This is a genomic window from Geotalea toluenoxydans JCM 15764, assembly GCF_001311985.1.
GTDB lineage: Bacteria > Desulfobacterota > Desulfuromonadia > Geobacterales > Geobacteraceae > Geotalea > Geotalea toluenoxydans.
Window position 1 is genome coordinate 83,184 of the sequence record NZ_BBCJ01000010.1, and the last position, 25,582, is coordinate 108,765.

The window sequence follows — 25,582 nt, forward strand, 5'->3', positions numbered from 1 at the left end:
TTGAATAAAATGGAACTGGATGGGGCACTGTTCGTCTATCCCATTGATGTCTATTACTTTACCGGCACCCGCCAGAATTCAACCCTCTGGGTTCCCACTGAAGGTAATCCCATGCTCTTGGTGCGTAAGAGCTATGCCAGGCTACTGCCGAGAGTCTCATCGAAGATACCAGGCCTTTTCCGTCAAGCAGGGAATTCCCCAACCTGTTCGATCCCCAGATCAAAAGAATAGGTTTCACCTTTGACATTTTGCCAGTGCAGCAGTATCAGTACTATTCAAAGATGTTGCCTGGACGCGAATTTACGGATATTTCACCAATCAACCGGGAACTTCGTTCGGTAAAGTCAGAGTGGGAGCTGGAACAGATGCGCCATAGCGGCGACTGCCTGTGCAGTGTGTTTGCCCAGGTGCCTGAATTCCTCAAGGAGGGCATGCGAGAGCTCGACCTGGCGGCGGAATTTGAGTGCCGACTCAGGAAAGCCGGGGGAGAAGGATATGTAAGAATGCGTGCCTTCAACCAGGAACTCTTCCACGGACTGGCTGTCAGCGGTGCCACCTCCGACAAGCCGGGCTTTTTTGACGGTGCGGTAAGCGGTCGTGGACTTTCTGCCGCCTCTCCCCAAGGTTCTTCTGTGGAAAAGATTGTCGCCGGCAGCCCGGTTCTTCTTGATTACACAGGTGTTTTCAACGGCTATATTGTGGATATGACGCGAATGTTTGTTTTTGGCCAACCGAAGCCCGAGCTGGAAAAAGCCTTTGCCACCGCAATTGCCATTCAGCAATACCTGGTCGAAAATCTGAAGCCCGGAATGATCTGTGAAGACCTTTTTCTTGTTGCTGCATCCATGGCTGAAGATGCCGGCCTCGGCCGCAACTTCATGGGGGCACCTGGTGAAAATGCGCGTTTCGTTGGTCACGGTGTCGGGCTGGAGCTGGACGAGTATCCAGTGCTGGCTCAGGGATTCAAGGTCCCACTTCAGGCTGGACAGACAATAGCCATAGAACCCAAATTCGTCTTGCCCGGGCTGGGTGCGGTGGGTATTGAGAACACTTTTGCTGTGAGTAGCGGTGGGGGAATAAAGATCACCGACATGGCTGACGAAATGATAAGTCTTTAGTTCAAATGCCGTGGGGCAACAGCCTGGTCCATCTCCAGTTGTTGCCCCCGATCCAGAGCCAGTGCCCCCATCTATTGAACTGCAGCTTATTTCCTCCCTTTAAAGTTGTCTACTGATCATAAAAATCCATTTTCATACTCCTGATTCAGTTCTTGCGTTGACTGCTGCGCAAAAAACCGGTTATATATCTGAGATTATTTTACTCAGAACGGAACACTGAAATGAACTTGGGCCTGTCTTTTATGAAGAAAGCTGATGCATGTGGGGTTCACGGGGCATCGTCCAAAGCAGCCAATCGGACATTGTTGTGGATGATAGCTGCATCCTTGAGCCTGATTGTCTGGCATGTCTGGACATACGGTCCAAGCGGCCATTGGGCTGCCGGTGACGCTGTTGATAAAGCTTTCCCACTTCTCCTCTGGGGGGAGTTGCTGGACCTTGTTTTCAACAATCATGGCATCCTGGCAGAGCTCTGGGATATATTGCCTTACTTCCTTGTCGGTCTGCTTCTGGGCGGTTACCTGCGGACCTACAAAGTGGCTGTGAAGCTTCAGGCTTCTCTTCGACGCTATGGTATCGCCAGTGTCTTTCTTGCCTCTCTCATCGGCATCATCACCCCCCTTTGCGCCTGCGGTACTCTTACTACTGCCATAAGCCTGCTCTTTGCCGGGCTGCCGCTAGCTCCAGTCATGTCTCTACTTGTCACCTCTCCGCTGCTGAGTCCCTCTGCATTTCTCCTTACTCTCAACGACCTGGGACCGGAATGGACAGTCATCAGGACGGTTTCTGCCTATGCCATGGGGGTTTTTGCCGGACTGGTGGCCCACCTGCTCCGGAACAGGGGGTTCAAGACCAAGGAGCTTTTCGTTGAAGGGGCTATAGTCCGTGGCGATTTTCACGATGATGACTATCCGGACGAGAGGCTACGCTGTAATTGCCGGGAGAAATTCGGCAACAGGGTGGCTGTAAAGACCAGCAACAAATTCCTCATTTTCCTCGCCAAATCGGCAGAAATGTACTGGCCTGTAGGTAAGTATATCCTGTTGGGCGTTGCAGTCGGTTCCATTGTCGAAAGATACATGCCTTACCAGTGGATATACCATCTCTTCGGCAGCAGGGATCCTTTAAGCATCGTCTGGGTGACTCTTGGCTCGGTCCCGCTTTTCTTGCACCAGATCAGCGCCTCCAGCATTCTTGCCCACATCAAGAGCTCTCTCCATGGCACTTTGGATTCTGGCGCTGCTCTAGCTTCATTGTCGGCGGGCCTGTGACTGCTATACCTACCTTGGCGCTCTTCTGGTCCGTTTTCAAAAAGCGTGTCTTCGTCCTGTATCTGGTGATCTGTATCGTCGGCACGATTCTTATTGCCTATGGGTCCAAGGTTCTTGTCTTTGTGCCAGGTGTAGATACTGGCAATGCACTGTTCAGAGGGGTGGGGCATCTTTCGGGTGGGCCGTCGGCAGTTATTGAAAAGAAAGGACCCAATGTGAGGGTTATCCTGGACGTCAAGGACAGGAGGACGATCGCCGTTGCCGACAGCGATCCCATTGGCGGGCAAGGCGGGATTATTTTCGACGCTGCTCTGGACCGTCTTAAAGATGCCGCCCGGCTTGATAACCTTATTTATTTTTCCAATGCTGCCCAATGGCTCGAACAGGACGGAATCAATTCGAAAAAAACAATTCTCATCTATGGTAGCTGGCGCCATGGCGGAAATGGTACGATCAAGTTTGAACCCCTGCAGAATGCCCTGCAGAAACATGGCTTCACCGTTAAAGTTATCGATCGCAGCCAAACACACCATCTGACCAACAAACACCTTGCCGATTATAGCCAGATTTGGATGATTTTCGGTGAATCCACAGCCGATAGCAGATTGAAAGATGACGAGATCAGGGCGCTCAGCGATTTCTCTTCTGACGGCAAGGGATTACTTATTATAGCTGGGGCCGGAGAAGGTGACGAGCATGATATGGGTGCGGCCAATCAGCTTTCTTCGAAACTGGGTGCAACATTTTCCAGTTATGGCGAATATCAGAAAGAGATAAAAGTGGCTAATGGCTCAGATTTTTTCAATAAAGCCTCGGCGTTAATCGGCAGGGTACTGAAGATTTTTCACAAGGCATAAAAAAAACGTTATGAATCAAAACCTGGAAAAGGAGGAAAAATGGCAGAGGTATTCGAAGTAGCCAAGCTGAAAAAAGTTCAACGATGAAAAGAGGCATCATGAAATCATCTGGAGTGATGACCATGCCAAGGTCAGCCTGCTCTGCCTGAAGCCGGGGCAGGAGGTTATTACCCATACCCACCATGGCAGCCACATCTGGACGGTGATAGAAGGTAAGGGGGAGCTTCTTTGCGGCAAAAAATCACAGCCCATCGGTGTCGGTCAAATTGTCGTGGTGCCTGCTTTGGAAGACCACGGCATAAGGAATTCTTCCAGCGACAACTTGGTAATTGCGTCAATTACCGGGCAAGGCGACTAAGGCAGGTACTGGAAAATCAGCAAAGATAAAAAGCAAACAAGAAAAGGGCTTGCGAATGTTCGCAAGCCCTTGATCTTTTCATGGTGCCGAAGACTGGAATCGAACCAGCACGAGGGAACCCCCACTAGAACCTGAATCTAGCGCGTCTACCAATTCCGCCACTTCGGCAATGAGACAATCTGTATATCATTCTTTTTGGCACTCTGCAAGCAAAATTATATTTTTGATTTTGAAATCATTGGCGGAAGACCGGTCCGGTCGGGCGGTACCAGAGCGGAACATCGTGGCTGAAGTCATAGGGGTTGTAATTATTATAGAAAGAAGGGGCGGGGGAGTGAATCCTTTTTCGTCTTCATTCTGTTTCCATGCGAAAATTTCTTTTATGCCGATAACTGGGAACGTATATTCTGCGCCGTCAACTGTCCCGGTTTTTTTGCCCTTGACTTCTCCGGCCAAGGTGACGAGCCTGCCGGCCTTGTAGATGATCGGATCAATAAAATCAGGACTGGTGGCAATGAAGCGACCGGCAGATCTTGAGACTTCAATGGGGAATCCGGTATTGTCCAAGGTGAACTGTACTACCTCCATTCGCCCCCCTTCATTATAATTCCTGACACCAGCAATTTTCCCACCAACCAGTATCTTCTTGCCGATGAACGCATCCGCACTCATTTTTACATCACTGAAATCAATATTTTTATCAACCTGTTTCCTGGTTTCTTCGCTTATGACATGGGCGCAACCGGGAAGGGTCAGGGCCAGAACCAACAAAAGACTTAGTTTATCCATCGTTCCCTCCATAAAATTGCAAGACGCTTTCATTATATCCAATTTTTTGAAATTTGTCTGCTTTGGATTCCAGTGCAACCGAACCTGCAGTGGGAATTGTGATGATGCCTGCCATGATATTTTAGAAGATTACATTAGCAGATATATGAGCTTGAAGAATTTTTTTGGAGTAAATTAAAAGGGGTTCCAGTGGGAGGGTGTCAACTTAAAAAAAAGGCTTTCTCCTGTGCTATTGCACACGAGAAAGCCTTTTTAAAATTTATAGTTGGTGCCGAAGGCGAGAATCGAACTCGCACGGGCTGTCGCCCACCACCCCCTCAAGATGGCGTGTCTACCAATTCCACCACTTCGGCAAGGAAGAAAACTCTTTTATCATTAACCAACCATCAAGTCAATAAAAATTATTAGATTATTTCGGTGTAACCGGGGCCTGTGGCGTCGGTTGAGTCTGTGGAGGTTGACTCGTCAACGGCTGGCCCGATGGCTGCTTCTGTGCAGGCGCTTGTGCAGGCACCTGCTGTGCTGGTTTGGCTTTTTGTTTGGAGGACATTATGGATGAGCTTCCACCTTTGCCTGAGAGAAAAGCAAGGGTAAGTGAAGTCAGCATGAAAATGATGGCTGCGCTGGTGGTCAGCTTGCTGAGAAAGGTAGTACCACCCCCTGCACCGAAGACAGATTGACTTCCTCCGGCACCGAAGGATGCGCCCATTTCTGCGCCTTTTCCGGACTGCAGGAGAACGATTACTATCAAAGCCAGAGAGACAATGATGTGCAAAATAACTAATAGAGTGGTCATCTACGCTTTTTCCTCCGAAATGATAAAAGACTCTTTTAACATAATTGCACAGCAAAAGCCAAGGGTTATTTACCCAACTTGGCAATGGCTGCGAATGAATCGGCCTTGAGACTTGCTCCGCCAACCAGGGCTCCGTCGATATCGGCTTGGGCCATCAAGCCACCGATGTTTTCCGGTTTTACACTTCCACCGTAAAGAATTCGAATTTCTTCTGCTGCATCCTTGTCATATAAACCTGCGATAACACCACGAATGAATTGATGAGCTTCCTGAGCCTGGCTGTCAGTGGCAGTTTTTCCTGTACCGATGGCCCAGACTGGTTCGTAGGCAATAATCACTTTTTTCAGCTGTTCCTGGGATAGGTCCCTCAGCCCCTGTGTAACCTGACGCTTCAGGACATCGAAGGTCTGCTCCCCCTCACGTTCCTGGAGAGTCTCACCAATGCAGAATAAAACGGTCAAACCTGCCTTGATGGCAGCTTTGATTTTTTTATTTACCGTATCATCCGTTTCACCGAAGAATTGTCTGCGCTCCGAATGGCCGATAATGACATGGCTGCAGCCCGCATCAATCAGCATGGTGCTCGAAATTTCGCCGGTAAAGGCTCCTTCTTCCTCCCAAAAACAATCCTGGGCAGAAAGATGAATGTTCGACCCGGCGAGAGCATCGGCAACTTTGCCAAGTACGGTAAATACAGGAGCGACAACAATTTCAACCCCTTTAGTCTGGGCGACAAGCGGGAGCAGGCCGCCAACCAGTTCGAGTGCCTGGCCCGCAGTTTTGTAAAGCTTCCAATTTCCAGCAATCACAGGCGTTCTCATATGTCCTCCATAAATGCTTTAGTGCAAGATTGTGTTATTTCCCGCTCTGCTCAAGGACTTCGACGCCGGGCAGCTTCTTTCCTTCAAGCAGTTCAAGGAATGCACCGCCGCCGGTGGAGATATAGCTGACTTTATCGGCTACTCCGGCTTTGCGGACTGCGGAGTCGGTATCTCCACCGCCAATGATGGTGGTTGCATTCTTGAGACCGGCAACGACATTGGCGAAGGCAAATGTCCCCTTGGCGAAACGGTCCATCTCGAAAACTCCCATCGGACCGTTCCATATTACGGTTTTAGCTTCTTTCAAGGCATCTGAGAAACGCGCTGTTGATGCGGGGCCGACATCAAGGGCCATCCATTCAGAGGGGATGTCATTAACTGAAACGGTCTTGCAGTCGGCATCGGCGGCAAACCTGTCGGCGACTACGCAATCTTCGGGGAGTAAGAATTCAATGCCCCTTTTCGCAGCGTTGTCGAGGATCCTTTTCGCAGTGTCGATCAAATCGTCTTCTACTAAAGACTTCCCTACCGAAAGGCCCCGAGCTTTAAGAAAAGTGAATGCCATTCCACCGCCGATTATTATTATGTCGACCTTGCCGACCAGCGTCTCGAGAACCTCCAGCTTGCCTGAAACCTTTGCTCCTCCGAGAATGGCCGCCAACGGACGGACCGGGCTGGTCATCGCTTTTCGAAAAAGTCATCTCATTCTTCATCAGGAATCCTGCTGCAATAACGGGAATGCATTTTGTAATGGCATGTACCGAGGCATGGGCCCTATGCGACACTGCGAATGCATCGTTCACATAGATCTCGCAGCCATTTGCCAGTGTACAGGCGAAGTCGGGGTCGTTCTTTTCCTCGCCCGGGTAAAATCGCACATTCTCCAGCATGAGGACATCGCCGGGCTGGAGGGCAGCAACCATGGCGTCGACATCAGGGCCGAAGCAATCGGAAGCTTGTTTCACCTCTTTCCCCAGCAGTTCCGACAGGCGTCGTGCCGCAGGGGCCATTGTATATTTCGGCTTTTTCTCACCCTTCGGTCTGCCGAGATGAGAGGCGAGGATCACCTTTGCCCCATTCTCAATGGCGTATTTTATGGTCGGCACAGCGCCAACAATTCGTGTGTCTTCAGTTATATTCCCATTATCGTCCTGCGGGACGTTAAAATCGACTCGTATAAATACAAGTTTTTCACGTAAATCCTTGATCTCGTCAATGTACAGAATAGACATCATCCCCTCCTCATGTGAAAATGGTTCTTGGCCACTGGGCAAAACAAAAGGGGAAAATTTCCCCCTTTGCTTGAAGCGTGGCAGTGAATGACTTAAGGCAGCAGAATCTTCATCAGGTCCACGACCCGTTGTGAAAAACCACTTTCATTGTCATACCAGGAGATAACCTTGGCCATATTTCCTTCGATAACTTTGGTGCTGAGGCTATCAACTATTGAGGAAAGGGGGTTGCCATTATAATCGATGGATACCAGCGGTTCATCCGAATATCCGAGAATACCTTTTAGTGGGCCTTCGGCAGCCTTTTTCAGTGCGGCATTGATCTCGTTGGCATCCGTCTTTTTGGAAAGTGTTACTACCAGGTCTACCACTGAGACGTTGGGGGTTGGAACACGGATAGCCATGCCGTCCAGTTTGCCTTTCAGTTCGGGAAGCACCAGTGATACAGCCTTTGCTGCGCCGGTTGTGGTGGGGATCATGGACATGGCGGCAGCTCTTGCTCGGCGGAGATCCTTGTGGGGTAGATCCAGGATGTTCTGATCATTGGTGTAGGAATGGATGGTTGTTACCAGGCCTTTTTCAATACCGAACGTTTCCTGAAGCACCTTTGCTACCGGCGCCAAACAGTTGGTTGTACAGGAGGCATTGGAAATGATATTGTGTTTTTTTGCATCATAGAGTTGATGGTTGACACCCATGACGACGGTGATGTCTTCATTGGTAGCAGGGGCGGAGATGATTACTTTCTTTGCGCCCGCCTGCAGATGCAACTCGGCTTTTTCCCGGGCAGTGAAGAGTCCGGTGGATTCCAGAACCACATCTACCTTTTCGTCTTTCCAAGCAGCTCAGCCGGGTTTCTGACTGCATAAATCTTGATGGTGATACCATTTACAACAAGCGCGTTTTCCTTTGCCTCTACTTTACCGGGAAAAATTCCATGTACGGAGTCATATTTAAGAAGATGAGCCAGTGTCTTAGCGTCTGTGAGATCGTTTATTGCGACAAATTCGATCCCTTTCTCATTGACAGCCGCCCTGAGAACGGAGCGTCCAATCCTGCCAAAACCATTGATTGCAACCCTTAAAGCCATTGTTGCCTCCTAGTAGAGAGATTAATTAGAGTAATTTATAAGTACTTACTCATAACTCAAATTATTTAACAAATAAAGGCTCTATGGTCAAGATTTTATTTAATAAATTCAAAAAATGTAAAATCTATCAACAAGGTCCACATGCGGAATAATGGGCAAGGTGCCAGACCCTGAAAAAAATTCATCTTTTTCTCAGAGGCATTTGTGGTAATATTATGCTTCTGCTTAAAAATAGCCTAAATCAGAGCAAAATGAAAAGAACTCTCGAAAAACGAATTATACTTTTCTCGTTTCTGATCCTGTTTCTGACTATTCTAGTCAGTGCAGGTCTGGATATTATCGGATTCAGAAAGGATTATATAAACGCACTGTTTCTTAGATCACAGAGCCTTAGCGCATCTATGAAGGGGAGCATTGAGAAAGTCCTTAATCTGGGGCTCGATATTCGTGATATAGCAGGAATTTCCGAGAAATGTCGAGAGCTTGTGGATGGTAATCCAGATATAGCTTATTGTATAATAACCGACCTGGATGGCAACATTTTATATCTGAGTGACCCCAAATTCCAAAATCTAGCCATCAGGGGAGCGAGTCGTTCCTACATATCCAATCCAGCCGTTCAGATAAACCTCGTCGGCAAAGATCCCGCTTTTTATGATACGGTAACAATTGTCAAAACTGCCGATGGAAAGCCCACAGCACAGGTCCATATAGGTTTTGAGGAATCGATCATATCTGCCAAGGTCAAAGGTATGATTCTTCGCTCGGTCTTTCTGCTGCTGGTTTTTCTGCTCTTTTCCTTTTCCCTGGTAGTGATTTTCATGAAAAAAGCATCATTCAACCTGTTTCTGTTCTGCTTAAGGGCGTCAAACAGATCTCTGAAGGTGGATTCGATGTGCGGATCCAGGAAGTGCCTGTTTATGAATTCAATGAACTGGCCAAAAACATCAACGTCATGTCCGCATATCTCAAAAACCGTGATGAGGAGATCAGGAAAAACTATCAAGAGCTTGAAAGAACCCACAGTGAACTCCATTCCTCGTATCTTAAACTGGAGCACCTCAGCCATGAGCTGGAGAAATCGGAAGAGCTTTACAAGTCTTTGATGGAGGACGCCAGTGATGCAATTGTCGTGGTAGGTGAAGACGAGTCCGTGAAAATGGTAAACAAAATGGCTGAAGAATTTTTCGGTTACAGTGCACGGGAACTGGTCGGCCTGCCGTTGACAAAGATGCTGCTCCTGTTGAACATAGAAAATATTCCAAAGATACATAAGATATTCAAAGATGCTTCCCAGGGGCTGCATATTGCGGAGGAAATGCAGATTGTTAAAAAAGGTGGGGCACTGGTAGTTTCCAGACTGCATGCCAGCAGCATCGAAAGCGGCAATGACCGTCTTGTTCAGGCCATATTCCGGGATGTAACCAAAGAACGGGAAATCATGATGAATCTGGAAAAGAGCGCCGCCGACCTTGTCAGGCTCAACAAAATGAAGGATTCTTTCCTCGGTCTGGCCTCCCACGAACTCAAAACTCCTCTGACGGTTATCATGGGGTATGCCGAGCTGATTACCACAGACATGGCCGATAAAGTCGATCACACGGTACTTGAGATGGTGGGAAATATCTCAAGTGCCGCCATGCGCCTGGACAATATAATCAAGGATATGGTCGACGTCTCCATGATTGACGAAAAGAGGCTGCAGCTAAAAATAGATGATGTCCATGTGAATCAGCTGGTACGGGATGCAGTAAAGGAACTTGCCTTTTTCTTCTCCATGCGTAAGCAGAAATTGACCCTCCAACTGGATGAAAGCATTCCTGCAATCAAGGGGGACATGTTTCGGCTCGTACAGCTTTTTTCCAACGTTCTCGGCAACGCAATCAAATTCACTCCCGACGGGGGTGAAATTACAGTGACCACAAGCGCGAAATACCTCCTGCGCAGCAAGCAGTCTGCCGACAGCGTCCAGGGCCAATCGATTGTAAATATAGGTAAGGAACACCACCTATATGTAGAAATAGCTGTTGCCGACACCGGCATCGGCATCGACCGCGAGGATCAGGTACGTATATTCGACAAATTTTATGAAGCGGGAAACATCGAAGAGCACAGCACCGGCAAAGTTGCATTCAAAGCCAAAGGCGCCGGGCTCGGACTGTCTATTGCCAAGGGAATCGTCGATATGCACGGTGGAGAAATATGGGTTGAATCTCCAGGGTATAATTCAGATAGCGGTTCCGGTTCCATCTTTCACATACTTCTGCCGTTGAATCCACTGGTGGGGGATTCGTCACTTGATTACATGAATCTGCTCCACTGATAACATTAGAAAATTGGCCTTGAATCCATTCCTGTTTTCCTGTATATATACGAAGTTTTCCTGCCGATTTCCTTGCCGTAAAAAAACTGCTCAGGAGTCTTTATATGCGAGCCTGCCTGCTTGCCAGTGGCAGCAAGGGCAATTCTCTTTTCATCGAAAACGGTGAAACGAAACTTTTGCTTGATGCAGGCCTTTCCGCCGTTGAGATCTTGCGCAGGCTTCATGCAATAGGAGTTGAAGGCAGCGAACTCGATGCGATCATGATCAGTCATGAGCATCAGGATCATATCAGAGGGGCGGGAGCCTTGCACGCAAGCTAAAGATTCCTGTCATTCTCAGCTATCCGACCCACAAGGAAGCATCGCGCTATCTGGCCAAAACGCAGGTCATTGAATTTGAGTCAGGTTATTCTTTCTGCTTCAGAGATCTTGCCATCGACCCGTTTCCCATTACCCATGATGCCTGTGATCCGGTAGGCTTCATTGTCGAAAGCAGTGACGGGCCCATGGGGGTTGCTACCGATCTTGGCATTGCCACAAGGCTCGTTGTTGATAAACTGCAGAAATGCCGCATTGTCATAGTTGAATCAAACCATGATGAGGACATGTTGATGAACGGGCCATACCCCTGGCATCTGAAACAGCGTATCAGATCCCGTCATGGTCATCTTTCCAACAATGATTCTGCCGCCTTACTTGAAGAAATACTCCATCCTTGTCTCGAAGGTGTTTTCCTCGCCCATCTTTCTGAAGTCAACAATGATCCAAGTCTGGCCCACAGCGCTGCCACAACCATGCTTGCGTCGACTAATATCTGCTCACCCAAGCTGATAGTCGGCACTCAGGACCAGGTGAGTGCGGTCTTTTGTATCAATGGCTGATTCAGCCACGCTTACTGATTACAGACCTTGTCGTCTGATTATTAATTTCACAGGAGAATCATAAAGTGATCGAACGTTACAGCCGCCCGGAAATGACCAGGATCTGGGAACCCGAGAACCGTTACCAGAAGTGGTTGGAGATTGAGATATACGCCTGCGAGGCCCATGCCCAGCTTGGGAATATTCCCCAGGAAGCGGTAGACCGGATCAAGGCCAAGGCAAAATTTGACGTTCCCCGCATAGACGAAATTGAAAAAACGGTGAAGCACGATGTAATCGCTTTTCTTACTTCAGTAGCTGATTATATCGGGGACGATTCACGTTTCGTTCACCTTGGGCTGACTTCTTCGGATGTGCTTGACACATCCCTGGCAATGCTGCTCAAGGAAAGCAGCGATCTGATCATTGCGGACATCAAGAAGCTGATGGAAGTGATAAAGAAAAGAGCCATGGAGCACAAGGATACCCCCATGATGGGGAGATCCCACGGTATTCATGCCGAGCCGGTGACGTTCGGCCTGAAAATGGCTCTCTGGTATGACGAGATGCGCCGAAACCTGAGGCGCATGGAAGCAGCGCGTGAAACGGTCGCCTACGGCAAGATTTCCGGTGCCGTGGGTACTTTCGCCAACATAGATCCGAAGGTGGAAGAATTTGTCTGCGCCAAGGCAGGTCTGAAGCCGGCTCCGTGTTCTACGCAGGTGATACAGCGTGACCGCCATGCGGAATTCTTTTCTGCCCTGGCCATCATTGCTTCTTCAATCGAAAAATTCGCCGTTGAAATCAGACACCTGCAGCGTACCGAAGTTCTTGAAGCCGAGGAATTCTTCAGCAAGGGACAAAAAGGCTCTTCAGCCATGCCCCATAAGCGGAACCCGGTGCTTTCGGAAAATCTTACCGGCCTGGCCAGGCTCATCCGCGGTTATGCCGTTTCCGCCATGGAAAATGTTGCCTTGTGGCACGAGCGGGACATCTCCCATTCTTCTGTTGAACGTATCATCGGCCCCGATGCCACCATTCTCATGGATTTCATGTTGAACCGCTGCATTGGCCTGATAGACAATCTGGTTGTTTATCCGGAGAACATGATGAAAAACCTGAACTTGATGCGTGGCCTGATATTCTCCCAGCGAATACTGCTGGAGTTGGCCAATAATGGCGTTTCCCGCGAGAACGCCTATGCACTGGTGCAGAGAAACGCCATGAAGGTCTGGGAAGAAGGGAAGGATTTCCAGACCGAGTTATTGAACGATGCCGAGGTCCGCAGTACTCTTTCGGAGGAGCAGATCAAGGAAGCCTTCAACCTCAATTATCACCTGAAGCACGTAGATACCATTTTCACGAGGGTATTCGGTGGATAACCTGATACGGTTTTTTCAACTTGAGGCGGCAGACGGGCTGCTCCTTTTCTGGCTGAAGGAAACCCTTATTGCCGTCATCATATTTGCCTCTTTTTATTTGCTTGCCCTGATGCTTGGGCATGTGCTGGTAACCTGGGGGCCTCGCTTCACCTCCTTTACCAAGACCGATCTTGATGACCGGATCCTGCGGCGTGTGACGCCGCCGACGTCTCTTCTGCTCATGTTCGCCGGCCTCTATTTTGCGGTAGCCTCACTGCCGTTGCCCGAAAAGGCCCACGTTATCACCTCGGGGATTCTCTTCGTCATCAATATGATAATCCTCACCATCATTGCATACAGGGCTGCCGATGAGTTTCTCCAGTGGTATGCCGCCAGGATGACCGGCGTGGAGAGCAGCGCCTGCGGCAATTGATACCATTGGTTGAAAAGCTGATCAGCATCTTTCTCATCGGCACAGCGCTGATAATTACCCTCAAACATTTCAATTACGACATTTGGTCCATAATTACCGCTCTCGGTATCGGTTCTCTTGCCATAGGTCTAGCGGCAAAGGACACCCTGGCCAACATGATCTCCGGATTCACCCTGATGCTGGATCGCCCTTTTCACATCGGTGACCGCATTCAGCTTGCCGGCGGTCAGATTGGCGATGTAATCGATATTGGCCTTCGCAGCACGAAGATCAAGACCCTTGACAATACCTATCTGATTATCCCCAACTCGGAGTTGTGCAACACGGTGCTGATCAACATGGCTTTTCCCGATGTCCTCAGCAAAGGGCGGATCAACCTGGGGGTTGCCTACGGGAGCGACATTTCTGCCGTCAAAGCGCTGCTGGTCAATACTGCCCTTGAGATACCACATGTCCGCAAAGATCCTTCTCCGGAGGCTTTTTTCGTCTCCTTTGGCGACAGCGCATTGAATGTTTCACTTTTTTTCTGGGTAGAAGATTACACAAAGGTTTTTTCAGTTACCGATCAGATTAATTGTCTGATCGCAAAAAGATTTCAGGAAAACGGCGTACAGATACCGTATCCAACGAGAACGGTACTGATGGAAAAGGACTGATAATGGCCCATAGAATAGAAATAGCTTTGAAGGATAACGTTCGCGACGCGCGGGGAGAACGGATCAGGAGCGAGATAGAGCACTTTCTGGACGTACCTGTCAAGCAGGTCAGGACAATAGATGTGTTTACGGTCGATGCCGGTCTCACTGCCGCCGAGCTCGAACTGGCAGCTGCCGGTCCTTTTTCCGATCCTGTCATTCAGGATTTTGCCATCGATGTGCCTATCGGTCGCAATTTTGATTTTGTCGTGGAGGTGGGTTTCCGGCCCGGTGTTACAGACAACGTGGGCAGGACCGCCAAAGAGGCTATCGAGTACATCATTGGCCGCCCCTTTCGGGAAGGTGAAGGTGTCTATACATCTGTCCAGTACCTGTTCACCTGCGGGTTGGACCTCAAGGAGATGGAAGGCATAGCTACCGGGCTTCTCTGCAATACACTCATCCAGCGCTACCAGATACTCGATCACGCATCGTTTGTGGCGCAGAAAGGTATGCAGGCTTATGTGCAAGGTTGCCGTTCACGCCACAGGCACTGTTAAAGAGATCGATCTGAATGTGACCGATGAGGAGTTGCTGCGTATCAGTCGCGAAGGCGTTCTTGCTCTCACTCTAGATGAGATGAAGATTATCCAGGCACATTACCGGGACGAACTGGTTCTCGCCGCCCGCCGCAGTCAAGGCTTGGGTGACCGGCCGACTGACGTGGAACTGGAAGCCCTGGCCCAGACCTGGTCCGAACACTGCAAACACAAGATCTTTTCCGGAACGTCGAATATATGGATGAGAAGGGAAACCGGGAACAGATTTCTTCTCTGTTTAAAAGCTTTATTCAGAGGACCACGGCCACGGTCCGCGAGAACCTTGGCGACAAGGACTTCTGTCTGTCGGTATTCAAGGATAACGCCGGAGTAATCAGGTTCAATGATGACTACTCCCTGGTATTCAAAGTGGAAACCCACAATTCGCCCAGCGCATTGGATCCTTACGGCGGAGCGCTCACCGGCATCGTCGGCGTCAACCGTGACCCATTCGGTACCGGCAAAGGAGCCAGGCTCATTTTCAACACCGATGTCTTCTGTTTCGCCTCGCCCTTCTACGATAAGCCGCTTCCTGCACGGCTGCTTCATCCGCGCCGTATCTATGAAGGGGTCATCGAAGGGGTTGAGCACGGGGGAAACAAGAGCGGCATTCCCACGGTCAACGGCTCGCTGGTCTTCGATGACCGCTTTGCCGGCAAGCCCCTTGTCTTCTGCGGCACCGCCGGCATCATGCCGGCCGTCATCAACGGCGAACCATCCCATGTGAAGCGGATAGATCCCGGTGACCTGATCGTTATGACCGGCGGACGCATCGGCAAGGACGGTATCCACGGCGCCACTTTTTCATCCGAGGAGCTGAATGAATCATCTCCGGTTTCAGCGGTACAGATAGGGGATCCCATCACCCAGAAACGGATGACCGATTTTCTCCTGCGGGCCAGGGACCGCGGTCTTTATAATTTCATTACCGACAACGGCGCCGGCGGCCTTTCTTCTTCAATCGGAGAGATGTCCGAAGAGTGCGGCGGCTGCCGTCTGGACCTGTCCAAGGCGCCCCTCAAGTACGCCGGGCTGGATCCATGGGAAATCCTCATTTCCGAGGCCCAGGAGCGTATGAGCCTTGCCGTTCCTCCTGCTAAAATCGATGAATTCCTGGCTCTGGCCAGGATTATGGGAGTTGAGGCGACGGTGTTGGGAGAATTTACCGATTCCGGTTATTTCCATATCCTCCATGGCGAAACAACAGTGGCCTTTCTGCCGATCAGCTTCCTTCACGGCGGATTGCCTCCCATGGAGATGCGGGGGGTCTGGGAGATCAAACATCATGAAGAGCCGAAGCCGGCCGGCAAGAGCGACTACACCGAAGACCTGCTCAAACTGCTCGGCTCGCTGAATATCTGCTCAAAAGAGTCGGTGGTCCGCCGTTACGACCACGAGGTGCAGGGGGGGAGCGTCGTCAAACCCTTTACCGGTGTCGATAATGATGGTCCTTCGGACGCTGCTGTCGTCAGACCCATCCTCGACTCCTTCGAGGGGGTCGTTGTCGGCCACGGCATCTGCCCGAGGTACAGTGACATAGATGCTTACCATATGGCCGCCAATGCCATTGACGAAGGTCTGCGCAACTATATCGCTGTCGGCGGCTCGCCGGACCTGGTTGCCGGTCTGGACAACTTCTGCTGGTGCGACCCGGTCAAATCGGAAAAGACTCCCGACGGTGAATACAAGATGGCCCAGCTGGTGCGGGCCAACAAGGCCCTGTACGATTACTGCGTGGCCTTCGGCATTCCTCTTATCTCCGGCAAGGATTCCATGAAAAACGACTTCTATGACGGGACCACCAAAATATCCATTCCTCCGACGCTGCTCTTTTCAGTCATAGGGAAAATGGAAGATGCCCGCAAGGCTGTGACCATGGATGTCAAAAGACCTGGTGACGTGGTTTATATACTGGGGGAGACAGCTGACGAGCTGGGCGGCTCTGAATACCTGGCAGCCAAAGGCTTTACCGGTAACAGAGTACCACAGGTCAACGCCGAAACCGCCTTGAACAGTTACCGGGCCTACCATGCCGCGGTGGTGGAAGGATTAGTCGCTTCCTGCCATGATCTTTCCGACGGTGGACTTGCCGTCGCTGCTGCTGAATCCGCTTTTGCCGGAGGTTTCGGTCTTGCGGTGAATCTTGATGCGGTGCCCATCAAGGCGAGTGCATCACTGGATGACGAGGCCATCCTTTTTTCCGAATCAGCATCACGGCTTCTTGTCACGGTAGATCCCGGCAAGTCAGCAGCATTTGAAAATGTGATGTCCGGTCAGGCGGTTGCCCGCATTGGTCAGGTCACGGCAGATACCACTTTAACCATCACAGGCGTTTCTGGTAAGGTAGTCGTTAAAGCTGAGATTGCCAGTCTTAAAGAAGCATGGCAGTCTCCGCTGCAATCACTGTAATAGTTTCGGGAGTTTTTTAATGGCTAAAGCAAAGGCGTTGATCATAACGGGTAACGGCACAAACTGCGAGATGGAGGCTGCCCATGCCTGCCGCCTCGGAGGGTTCGATGAAGCCCGGATTGCCCACATTTCCGACCTTCTCTCCGGCGAAATAAGGCTGGACGATTTTCACTTTTTGAATCTCACCGGCGGCTTTCTTGACGGTGACGACCTTGGAAGCGCAAAGGCCCAAGCCAATCGCCTTCGTTATGCCAAGACCCAGGGCGGCAACGAACATCTCTTTGAACAGTTGCAACGCTTTATCGATGACGGAAAGCTGGTGCTGGGTGTTTGTAACGGCTTTCAACTGCTGGTAAAGATGGGTCTATTGCCGGGTTTTGCCAATAATGGCCGCCAGCAGGTGGCAACCCTCACCTTTAACGACAGTGGACGTTTTCAGGATCGTTGGGTCTATCTTAAAAACAACACCGCCTCCAACTGTATTTTCACCCGCGGTGTGGAAAAGGTCTTTACCTGCCATCAGGCACGGGGAAGGTAAATTTGTCGTGGATGGCCCGGAAACGCTGGAGCGGATCGAGAAAGGCAATCTTGCCGTGCTCGTTTATTCCGATCCAGCATATACGTCTGCCACCATGGAATTCCCCCTCAATCCCAACGGCTCGGTCAATGCCATTGCTGGCATAAGCAGTGAATCCGGCAGGATCATGGGACTGATGCCCCACCCCGAGGCTTTCGTCAACCGCATCCAGCACCCCCGCTGGACTAGGGAAGACCTGCCGGAAGACGGCGACGGTCTTGTTCTTTTCAGGAACGCTGCAGAATATGTGAAGAACAACTTCTGAGCTTTGCGGTGCACCTCTACAACGAACATCCCTTGAAGATCCCATTCAGGGGAAGGAGTACGTTTACGTTATGAAGTTACAACGACCAGAAGAAGAATGCGGTATTTTCGGAATATTCAACCATCCCGAGGCGTCCAATCTGACTTATCTGGGCCTCTATGCTCTGCAGCACCGTGGGCAGGAAAGCTGCGGTATCGTTTCCTCGGACGGCTCTTCTCTCCATGCCCATAAAAGCATGGGTCTTGTGGCGGATGTCTTCGGCAACCAGGAAATATTCAAATCACTGCCCGGAAAATCGGCAATCGGCCATGTACGCTACTCTACCACCGGTTCCTCAGTCATAAAAAACGTTCAACCCATCATGGTCGACTACTCAAGAGGGTCCATTGCCGTTGCCCATAACGGTAACATTGTCAATGCCCAGATCATCAAGGATGAGCTGGAAGCATACGGCTCAATATTTCAGACGACCATGGACACGGAGATCATTGTCCATCTGCTTGCCACCTCAAAGGCCAATTCTCTCCTCGACAGGATTTCCGACTCGCTGAACCGCATCAAAGGGGCCTATTGCCTGCTCTTTCTCACGGAAACGAGAATGGTTGCCGTCCGTGATCCTAACGGTTTCAGGCCCCTGTGTCTGGGCAAGCTGGGCAGTTCCTATGTGGTCGCGTCGGAAAGCTGCGCCCTTGACCTCATCGACGCCGAATTCATCCGCGAAATTGAGCCGGGAGAGGCGATCATCATTACCAATGAGGGGATGACCTCTTACTTCCCGCTGCAAAAGGCGAATCCCACCCCGTGCATTTTTGAGTTCGTCTATTTTGCCCGTCCGGACTCATATATCTTCGGCAAGAACGTTTATCAGGTACGCAAGGAAATGGGTCGCCAACTGGCACGGGAACATCAGGTGGATGCCGACATTGTCATTCCCATTCCCGATTCCGGAGTGCCATCCGCTCTCGGTTACGCCGAAGAATCGGGAATACCCTTTGAGCTGGGGCTGATCCGCAACCATTACGTGGGACGCACCTTCATCGAGCCTCAGCAGGCGATCCGCCATTTCGGGGTGAAGATCAAGCTGAATCCGGTAAGGGAGGTCCTCAAGGACAAACGGGTAGTTGTCATCGACGATTCCATAGTCCGCGGCACCACTTCACGCAAGATCGTCAAGATGATCCGTAATGCGGGAGCCAAAGAGGTCCATGTGAGAATCTCTTCTCCCCCAACCAGTTATCCCTGCTATTACGGCATTGACACCCCCAACCGCAAGGAATTGATCTCTTCATCCCATACCATTGATGAGATCCGCAAGTATATAACTGCCGACACCCTGGGATACCTGTCGGAGGATGGTCTGATCAGTTCTGTCGGGACCGAAAATACCAGCTATTGTCGTGCCTGCTTCACCGGGAGCTATCCCGTTAAATTCCCTAAGCTGGGCATTGCGCCACAGCTAGACCTATTTGAAAAGGAGCTTCCAGAATATGAGTGACAAGGCTAGGCTAAAACAGATCATCCTTGAGCTATCCTATGAGAAAAGAAAGGTCGTGCTGGCCTCGGGCCGGGAAAGCGATTTCTATTTCGACGGCAAGCAAACCACTCTTCATCCTGAAGGTGGCTATCTGACCGGCAAGCTTTTTTTCGAAGCGATAAAGGACGTTGAACAGCTTGAAGGGGTAGGGGGATTGACCCTTGGCGCCGATCCCATTGCCACTGCTACCTCTGTCGTCAGCTTTCTGGAAAAGCAGCCGATTCCTGCGTTCATCATCCGAAAAGAGCCGAAAGGCCACGGGACGGGCGCATGGCTTGAAGGACGGAAAAATTTCAAACCCGGAGCACGGGTGGTCATCGTTGAAGATGTTGTCACCAGCGGAGGGTCTTCTATCAAGGCCATAAAAAGGGCGGAAGAAGAAGGTCTTAAGGTACTCGGCGTTGTAACACTCGTGGATCGCGAAGAGGGTGGACGTGAAAATATAGAGAAAGAGGGATACTGGCTTAAATCAATCTTCACCAAGTCCGAAGTGCTGGCTTGATCTGATGCATTTACGATAACTGTTCAAAGGGTGGCGAATTGATTCGCTGCCCTTTTTCATTGAATACAGGACATTTTCATGCAGGTTGACAATATTCTTACCCTATACGGTCAGCTTCTTTCAAGGGTTGACGCCTGGTTCGGGCGTTGTTTATCAGCGGCTCCCGAAGATATTCACTGCAGCAAAGGCTGTTCCCATTGTTGCCGAGGTCTCTTCGACATTACCCTTCTCGATGCCTGTTTCCTGAAAAGCGGATTCGACAAGCTGGAGCAGGGGGTGCAGTACAAGGTGGCAGACCGGGCAAGATCTCGCCTTGAAGCAATCAGGGCTATCTGGCCCGAGTTTGCACCTCCCTTTACCCTGAATCACCGTTCAGACGAGGAATGGGATAAAATCATGCCCAATGAGGATGAAACGCCTTGTGTTCTCCTTGATGAAAATGGTCGATGTCTGGTCTACGAGCATCGTCCCATGACCTGCCGGCTCCACGGACTGCCCCTGGTTGATATGGGAGGCGAAATCATGGACCCGGCACTTTGCAGCCTCAATTTCGTCGGCAAAGAACCCATTTCCCTGCCGCAAATCCGCTTCGAATTCATCCGGCTTTTTCAGGACGAACTGTCGTTGTTCGGGGTATTTACTGGTGAACTGTTAAAGTTTCAGTTGAATGAACTCGATACCGTGATTCCGGCTGCCATCCTCCTCACTTTCGATGCTAACCAGTGGCAGGAGTGGGGCCGGTTGCTTAATGTCCGACCGGACCATTGAAAAATGATGGCAGCACTGTATCCTAAAACAGTCGACAGTTTTGAGAGAAGGTTTTTAAATGCAATCTGCAACAAGGGATAAAATTGTAAGTGTCGTGGATACCCTGTCTCTGCGGTATCTGAAAGGCAAGGCTCACGCCGTGAGGCTATGCTTCGTTGCTTTGTTGAGCGGCGGACATGTGCTTCTGGAGGATATCCCCGGGCTGGGCAAGACGACCTTGGCCCTTGTCCTTGCCAATTCCATGGGTTTATCCTTCGGCAGGATACAGTGTACCAGTGATCTGCTGCCGTCGGATATAACCGGGCTCTCCATTTTTAACAGAGAGTTGAACTCCTTTCACTTCATTAACGGGCCGGTTTTCAACAATATTCTGCTGGTGGATGAGATAAACAGGGCCATGCCGAAGACCCAGAGTGCTCTGCTGGAGGCCATGGAGGAGAGACGGGTGACGGTGGAAGGGGTAACCTACCAGCTTCCTGAGCCTTTTCTGGTCATCGCCACCCAGAACCCGGTAGAACAGGTGGGAACTTATCCGCTTCCGGAATCCCAACTGGACAGGTTCATAATCAGGACCGGTATCGGCTATCCACCGGAGGACATGGAAAAATCAATTATCAGGTATGGCAGCCTTCGAGATGAGATCCGAACCATCCAGCAATGCTCACTCAAGAGGATATTATTGCCGCACAGGGAGAAATCAGGGAACGAGTCCATTTGGCCGATAATATTGTTGGCTATATTTTTGCCATAATTGCCGCGACTCGCGACCACCCCCTGGTACTGTCAGGTATATCCACCAGGGGAGGGATCAATCTGGCCGACGCAGCCAGATCGGTGGCATACCTGGAGGGACGGAATTTCGTCATCCCGGAGGATGTGAAGGAGATAGTCGTCGCCGTCGGTTCCCATCGGCTCATCACGAAAGAAGAGAGCCAAAGCCTCGACAAGGAGGAGTTGTTACGGTCAATCGTAAAAAAGATACCCGTGCCGCTGTCTTAAGGATAACAAAGGGAGGTGGCATTTATATAGCATTGACGCTGTTTCTCGGTTTTGCCGCGGTGAATACCGGCAATAATCTTCTTTTCCTTATAGTATCCGCCATGCTCGGATTCATGCAGTATCCGGTGTTGCCGGTTGGGCCAATATAAGGGGCCTGAAACTGCAGTTAGTTCTCCCCGAGGAGATTTACGCCGGTGCTGAAACTCTTGCGGTGATTAAGCTTACCAACACAAAACGGCTCATGCCGTCATTCCTTCTGCAGATCATGGTCTGTGGCAAGTCTATGGATTTCAACTACATAAGCAGCTCTTCCACCGAAACAGATTCCGTCGTCGTCAAATTCACCCATAGGGGGCTACAACCCATGGGAGAGGCGCTGGTATTTTCCCCTTTTCCGGTCAATTTTTTCGTCCGATGCAACCGTCTACGCCTTGAAGATGAATTCATTGTGTTTCCAGCCCCCATCCATGCCTCTTTTGCAACTGCAGCCGAACAAGGTCAACCGAATACCGATCCTTTGCCGCTGAGCAGAGGGATGGAGGGAGAGGTGAACAGGATCAAGGATTATGCCGGTGGCGATCCACTTAAAATGATCCATTGGCGCCTTTCGGCAAAACACCCGCTGTTAAAGGTCAAAGAGATGAGCGCTGGGGGGGGAGAGCCTGTGATCCTCGACCCTCGCCTGTTACCAGGTTCGACCCTGGAGGCGCGCCTTTCCTCTGCAGTATTTCTCATCAACCGTCTTATCCGTGACAACCGCCCTGTCGGCCTCAGGATCAGTGACAGGATAATCAACCGAAGGCCTCAAAATCACACAGGCTCCGTTTGCTGACGGAGTTGGCGCTCTATGATCAGAATTAGGATCCCCCTTCTTTTTCTTACCTTCTGCATAGCCCTGCTCGGTTTCATACCTCTTTTCCCGTACATTGAGCCAGCCCCCAGATTCCTCTTTTTAGCTGCCTTTGCTGCAGGGATCCTTGCCGATTACCGGAACCGATATCCGGCAGCATCTATTACCACCCTGGTTTCTATCCTTTTTTTTGCATTCTATATGGTGCAGTTCAGTAGAGACAACGTGCTTTCCCCTGCGGCGAATGCCATCATTCTACTGCTCGGGGTAAGGCTCATCAGTGAGAAGAGTGGAAGAAACCATCTGCAGGTTTTCGTGCTTGCCCTGATAGCACTTGCCGCTTCTTCGCTCTATAGCCTGGATGCGGTTTTCCTTGTTTACCTGCTCGTTCAGTTGGTGCTGATCACGGTTTCCATGGTGCTGCTGACTTTTCACGGGAAGGACCCCCAAATGAATATCAGCCGCCCGGGGATGAAAAAGATATTGACCTCTTCCCTGCTAATGTCTTTGGCTATCATCCCTCTGACGGTTTTTTTCTTTCTTATACTCCCAAGAACGCAGTATCCGCTGTGGCATTTGGTTCAGAAGCCATCTGCCAAGGTCACCGGTTTCAGTGATAAAATAGAACCGGGTACGGCTTCCACTGCCGCAGCCAAAATAGTAGCCTTCCGGGCCGAAAGCAGCCGAGTGGAACAGAGTCAGCTGTACTGGCGCGGCATCGTCCTGAATCAGATCGCAGGTAATACCTGGAGCAGAATTGAACCTCCGGCCGGTGAAGTTTCCAGGGTTAAAGCTGGACCAACCATACGGCAGACCATTTATCCTGAACCTTCCCAAAACAGGTACCTGATCACGTTAAACATTCCCCGGCAGCTGTCAGGAACCAGGGCCATCGCGTCCAGAGATCTGGTTTTCTACAAATCCTATCAGTCGCAAAGGCGCATCAGCTATAGTGTCGAATCCATCATGGGCGACAGGATCGGTGTTGTCGGGGGGATACACCACAAATTCTACCTGAAGCTTCCGACAGGCATATCTCCGCGTATGAAGAACCTGGCCAGTGACCTGAGACGGCAAAGCCGGGACCATCATCAGTTGCTTTCCCGCTTGGAAGACTTTTATAGGGGAAAAAGCTTCATTTACCTCACCAGCGACTTACCGACCGGTTCATCTTCAATCGACACCTTTCTCTTTGATAAACGCAGTGGAAATTGCGAGTTTTTTGCAGTTTCTGCAGCAACTTTGCTGAGGCTGGCAAAAGTGCCGACACGCCTTGTGGGAGGGTATCTTGGTGGCGAGTATAACCCCATTGGCCGCTATTACACGGTAACTGAAGACATGGCCCATGTCTGGATGGAGGTGTACCTGGCAGGGGAGGGATGGGTAACGGTTGATCCGACCCGCTGGGCGGTGAATACCGTACGCAGCAGTGATGCGGGCAGGCAGGGGATGATGCGCCAGTTGCAAGCCTACCTGGACCTTTTTGGTTACTACTGGAACAGGGCAGTCATTACCTACGATCTTGAGAGCCAGATTTCATTGGCTGGTGCAGCCAGTCGCAACCTGAAACAACTGAAGATAGCCGACTTGAAGATTTTTGTTGTTTTGCTGGTAGTTGTGGCAGCTGTTGTCTTTGCCCGATTGATCAGCACAAAGCGAGTCAAAACCAGGGAAGAAAGGCTCCTTTCCGACTTTCTCAGGATTGTCGGCAAGCAATATCCGCTCACCAAAGAACCAGGTACCTTTGGTTTATATGAGTTGGCTGACGAGACTGGGGACCCATGGGTGAAGCATTTTGCTTCAATTTACGGGGAAGCTGTCTACCATGAACAGCCTTTGACGGTTCAACAAATCAAGCAGCTGGAGCATATTCTCTCTCTGCTCGAAAAGGACCGCCAAGGATAAGTATTCCAAAGGTTTAGGCTTCATAAGCCTTGACATGGCGCAGGGTTTGAACTAATTTGACTAGCGGTAATATATCTACTTTAACGGTGAAGGTGCTTCTTTGGCTTCAAATAGAGAAAAACTTCTGGAAAGTGCACAGAAATTTATCCTAAAGGGACAGCTCGATCGAGCGATCAAGGACTATCAACAGGTTGTAGCACTAGATCCCAAGGATACCCGCCACAGGCAGCGGCTTGCAGAGCTTCTGGTCCGTTCCGGGCGCAATGATGAGGCCGTAACGGAATATGAGGTTATAGGCAAATTCTACGATGACAATGGCTATTATCTCAAGGCAATAGCCGTCTACAAGCAGATACAGAAGCTTACTCCCGATAATATCAAGATAACCGTCATCCTGGCTGCACTTAACGGCAAACAGGGACTGACCGGTAATGCCCTCGACGAATACAGGACCGCCGTCAATTTCTTCGAAAAGAACTCCCAACTGGCCGATGCCGTCAAGACAGTCGAAAAAATGCTGGAGCTGGATCCTGAAAATCTTGCCACCTGCCAGAAACATGCTGAGCTTCTCTTTGCCAGGAGAGAGCCGGACGCTGCCTTTGATGCATATACGAGACTGACAAACCTGCTGAAGACCACCGGCAATCAATCTGCTGCCGAGAAGATGGAAGCAAGAATCGCCAACCTTTTCCCAGATCGTGCGAAGCTTTCAGTCGAAGACCTTGCCGTCCTGGTGAAATCCGATGTGGATAATGCCATTGGCAAACTAAGTGGATTGATAAAGCAGGACAGCACGAACCTCCCCCTGTGGAAACTGCTCATCCAGGCTTACCAGGTCAAGGAAGACCATGAAAAACTGAGGCTCACCTATGACCTGATAATACGCCTCTTTCCCGACGAGTTATTTGCCCGTGAAGGAATTATCCGTTCCGCCATGGCGGAACAAAAATATGCGGAAGGGGTAGAACTGTTAGGCAAACACTCTGGCTTCTTCCTGGCGCAGTCTGCTTTCGGCACCCTGGAAGCCTGTACATGGCTCTTCGGGAATGGTCAGACGACGGAAGGATCGTTTCAGGGCTAAAGGAACTCTACCAAAAAAGTGGCGAGGCGGAAAAGCTGACCTTGCTGGAAAATAGTATTCAACAGGTTGAACCTCAGCCTGAGGAAACTTTTCCCCTGGAAGAAGAGGCAGCCGAATCTGCAATCGGGTGCATGGAAAATCCGGGAATTG

General features: G+C 50.4%; 19 protein-coding genes, 2 tRNA genes and 7 pseudogenes. 21 read left to right on the plus strand and 7 right to left on the minus strand.

Annotated features, from left to right (window positions below; all coding sequences use genetic code 11):
- Positions 1-9: 9 nt before the first annotated feature.
- The 5 genes and pseudogenes from JCM15764_RS29455 to JCM15764_RS22475 form a co-directional block, all read left to right on the plus strand.
- Positions 10-281: pseudogene (locus JCM15764_RS29455) on the plus strand (aminopeptidase P family N-terminal domain-containing protein); the annotation flags it as partial.
- A complete protein-coding gene (locus JCM15764_RS08365) occupies positions 282-1,118 on the plus strand; it encodes a M24 family metallopeptidase (protein WP_243688620.1) in 837 nt (278 codons plus the stop codon).
- 242 nt (positions 1,119-1,360) lie between these two features.
- Positions 1,361-2,389: a permease gene (locus JCM15764_RS22465; RefSeq protein ID WP_243688603.1), complete on the plus strand. Its 1,029-nt coding sequence runs from the start codon at positions 1,361-1,363 to the stop codon at positions 2,387-2,389.
- A complete protein-coding gene (locus JCM15764_RS22470) occupies positions 2,386-3,246 on the plus strand; it encodes a hypothetical protein (RefSeq protein ID WP_243688604.1) in 861 nt (286 codons plus the stop codon). Before JCM15764_RS22465 ends, JCM15764_RS22470 begins: the two co-directional genes overlap by 4 nt.
- A 193-nt stretch (positions 3,247-3,439) precedes the next feature.
- The gene (locus JCM15764_RS22475; protein WP_243688621.1) at positions 3,440-3,604 is read left to right on the plus strand and encodes a cupin domain-containing protein; all 165 of its coding nucleotides are present in this window, start codon (positions 3,440-3,442) and stop codon (positions 3,602-3,604) included.
- Between the two features lie 81 nt (positions 3,605-3,685).
- Here the strand turns inward: JCM15764_RS22475 and JCM15764_RS08375 are convergent.
- From JCM15764_RS08375 to gap, 7 genes and pseudogenes are all read right to left on the minus strand, one after another.
- Positions 3,686-3,772: transfer RNA gene (locus tag JCM15764_RS08375), tRNA-Leu, on the minus strand.
- An 18-nt stretch (positions 3,773-3,790) separates the two neighbouring features.
- Positions 3,791-4,471: a Slp family lipoprotein gene (locus JCM15764_RS08380; RefSeq protein ID WP_243688605.1), complete on the minus strand. Its 681-nt coding sequence runs from the start codon at positions 4,469-4,471 to the stop codon at positions 3,791-3,793.
- A 188-nt stretch (positions 4,472-4,659) separates the two neighbouring features.
- Positions 4,660-4,746, minus strand: a tRNA-Leu gene (locus JCM15764_RS08385).
- Between the two features lie 56 nt (positions 4,747-4,802).
- Positions 4,803-5,189 carry a preprotein translocase subunit SecG gene (secG, locus tag JCM15764_RS08390; protein ID WP_054694611.1) on the minus strand — a complete coding sequence of 129 codons (387 nt, stop codon included), beginning with the start codon at positions 5,187-5,189 and terminating at the stop codon, positions 4,803-4,805.
- Between the two features lie 65 nt (positions 5,190-5,254).
- Positions 5,255-6,010, minus strand: a complete 756-nt coding sequence (gene tpiA, locus JCM15764_RS08395; protein WP_054694615.1) for a triose-phosphate isomerase — start codon at positions 6,008-6,010, stop codon at positions 5,255-5,257.
- A gap of 34 nt (positions 6,011-6,044) precedes the next feature.
- Positions 6,045-7,242 (minus strand): annotated as a pseudogene (locus JCM15764_RS08400) (phosphoglycerate kinase).
- Positions 7,243-7,334: 92 nt separating this feature from the next.
- Positions 7,335-8,332, minus strand: a pseudogene (gene gap, locus JCM15764_RS08405) (type I glyceraldehyde-3-phosphate dehydrogenase).
- Between the two features lie 401 nt (positions 8,333-8,733).
- Here gap and JCM15764_RS22480 point away from each other — a divergent pair.
- From JCM15764_RS22480 to JCM15764_RS08470, 16 genes and pseudogenes are all read left to right on the plus strand, one after another.
- Positions 8,734-9,027: pseudogene (locus tag JCM15764_RS22480) on the plus strand (ATP-binding protein); the annotation flags it as partial.
- Positions 9,028-9,206: 179 nt separating this feature from the next.
- The gene (locus tag JCM15764_RS08410; RefSeq protein ID WP_369412284.1) at positions 9,207-10,655 is read left to right on the plus strand and encodes an ATP-binding protein; all 1,449 of its coding nucleotides are present in this window, start codon (positions 9,207-9,209) and stop codon (positions 10,653-10,655) included.
- A gap of 104 nt (positions 10,656-10,759) precedes the next feature.
- Positions 10,760-11,535: pseudogene (locus JCM15764_RS08415) on the plus strand (MBL fold metallo-hydrolase).
- 65 nt (positions 11,536-11,600) lie between these two features.
- A complete protein-coding gene (gene purB, locus JCM15764_RS08420; RefSeq protein WP_054694618.1) occupies positions 11,601-12,896 on the plus strand; it encodes an adenylosuccinate lyase in 1,296 nt (431 codons plus the stop codon).
- On the plus strand, positions 12,889-13,308 hold the full coding sequence (locus JCM15764_RS22485; protein ID WP_243688607.1) for a hypothetical protein: 420 nt from the start codon (positions 12,889-12,891) through the stop codon (positions 13,306-13,308). Before purB ends, JCM15764_RS22485 begins: the two co-directional genes overlap by 8 nt.
- Positions 13,257-13,964: a mechanosensitive ion channel family protein gene (locus JCM15764_RS08425; protein WP_243688608.1), complete on the plus strand. Its 708-nt coding sequence runs from the start codon at positions 13,257-13,259 to the stop codon at positions 13,962-13,964. Before JCM15764_RS22485 ends, JCM15764_RS08425 begins: the two co-directional genes overlap by 52 nt.
- A 2-nt stretch (positions 13,965-13,966) precedes the next feature.
- Positions 13,967-16,951 (plus strand): annotated as a pseudogene (locus tag JCM15764_RS08430) (phosphoribosylformylglycinamidine synthase subunit PurS).
- A gap of 70 nt (positions 16,952-17,021) precedes the next feature.
- Positions 17,022-17,793 (plus strand): annotated as a pseudogene (locus tag JCM15764_RS08435) (phosphoribosylformylglycinamidine synthase subunit PurQ).
- Between the two features lie 70 nt (positions 17,794-17,863).
- The gene (gene purF, locus JCM15764_RS08440) at positions 17,864-19,288 is read left to right on the plus strand and encodes an amidophosphoribosyltransferase (RefSeq protein WP_012647962.1); all 1,425 of its coding nucleotides are present in this window, start codon (positions 17,864-17,866) and stop codon (positions 19,286-19,288) included.
- Positions 19,281-19,829, plus strand: coding sequence for an orotate phosphoribosyltransferase (gene pyrE, locus JCM15764_RS08445; RefSeq protein ID WP_054694620.1), 549 nt, complete (start codon positions 19,281-19,283; stop codon positions 19,827-19,829). The genes purF and pyrE overlap by 8 nt, the downstream gene beginning before the upstream one ends.
- 78 nt (positions 19,830-19,907) lie before the next feature.
- Entirely contained in the window at positions 19,908-20,597 is a 690-nt protein-coding gene (locus JCM15764_RS08450; protein ID WP_054694623.1) for a YkgJ family cysteine cluster protein, read from the plus strand.
- Positions 20,598-20,655: 58 nt separating this feature from the next.
- The gene (locus JCM15764_RS08455; protein ID WP_439645271.1) at positions 20,656-21,348 is read left to right on the plus strand and encodes an AAA family ATPase; all 693 of its coding nucleotides are present in this window, start codon (positions 20,656-20,658) and stop codon (positions 21,346-21,348) included.
- Entirely contained in the window at positions 21,312-21,596 is a 285-nt protein-coding gene (locus tag JCM15764_RS29460; RefSeq protein WP_439645272.1) for an AAA family ATPase, read from the plus strand. Before JCM15764_RS08455 ends, JCM15764_RS29460 begins: the two co-directional genes overlap by 37 nt.
- Before the next feature lie 211 nt (positions 21,597-21,807).
- Complete coding sequence (locus tag JCM15764_RS08460; protein ID WP_243688609.1) at positions 21,808-22,428, plus strand: DUF58 domain-containing protein; 621 nt, start codon at positions 21,808-21,810, stop codon at positions 22,426-22,428.
- Positions 22,429-22,443: 15 nt separating this feature from the next.
- Entirely contained in the window at positions 22,444-24,351 is a 1,908-nt protein-coding gene (locus JCM15764_RS08465) for a transglutaminase TgpA family protein (RefSeq protein WP_054694626.1), read from the plus strand.
- 100 nt (positions 24,352-24,451) lie between these two features.
- On the plus strand, positions 24,452-25,432 hold the full coding sequence (locus tag JCM15764_RS08470; protein WP_054694629.1) for a tetratricopeptide repeat protein: 981 nt from the start codon (positions 24,452-24,454) through the stop codon (positions 25,430-25,432).
- The last annotated feature ends 150 nt before the right edge of the window (positions 25,433-25,582 follow it).

Bases quoted from the DNA above. Each gene is read 5' to 3' on its own strand.
- JCM15764_RS08365 (WP_243688620.1), top strand. From the start codon at position 282: ATGTTGCCTGGACGCGAATTTACGGATATTTCACCAATCAACCGGGAA.
- JCM15764_RS22465 (WP_243688603.1), top strand. From the start codon at position 1,361: ATGAAGAAAGCTGATGCATGTGGGGTTCACGGGGCATCGTCCAAAGCA.
- secG (WP_054694611.1), bottom strand. From the start codon at position 5,189: ATGACCACTCTATTAGTTATTTTGCACATCATTGTCTCTCTGGCTTTG.
- tpiA (WP_054694615.1), bottom strand. From the start codon at position 6,010: ATGAGAACGCCTGTGATTGCTGGAAATTGGAAGCTTTACAAAACTGCG.
- purF (WP_012647962.1), top strand. From the start codon at position 17,864: ATGAAGTTACAACGACCAGAAGAAGAATGCGGTATTTTCGGAATATTC.
- pyrE (WP_054694620.1), top strand. From the start codon at position 19,281: ATGAGTGACAAGGCTAGGCTAAAACAGATCATCCTTGAGCTATCCTAT.
- JCM15764_RS08450 (WP_054694623.1), top strand. From the start codon at position 19,908: ATGCAGGTTGACAATATTCTTACCCTATACGGTCAGCTTCTTTCAAGG.
- JCM15764_RS08455 (WP_439645271.1), top strand. From the start codon at position 20,656: ATGCAATCTGCAACAAGGGATAAAATTGTAAGTGTCGTGGATACCCTG.
- JCM15764_RS08465 (WP_054694626.1), top strand. From the start codon at position 22,444: ATGATCAGAATTAGGATCCCCCTTCTTTTTCTTACCTTCTGCATAGCC.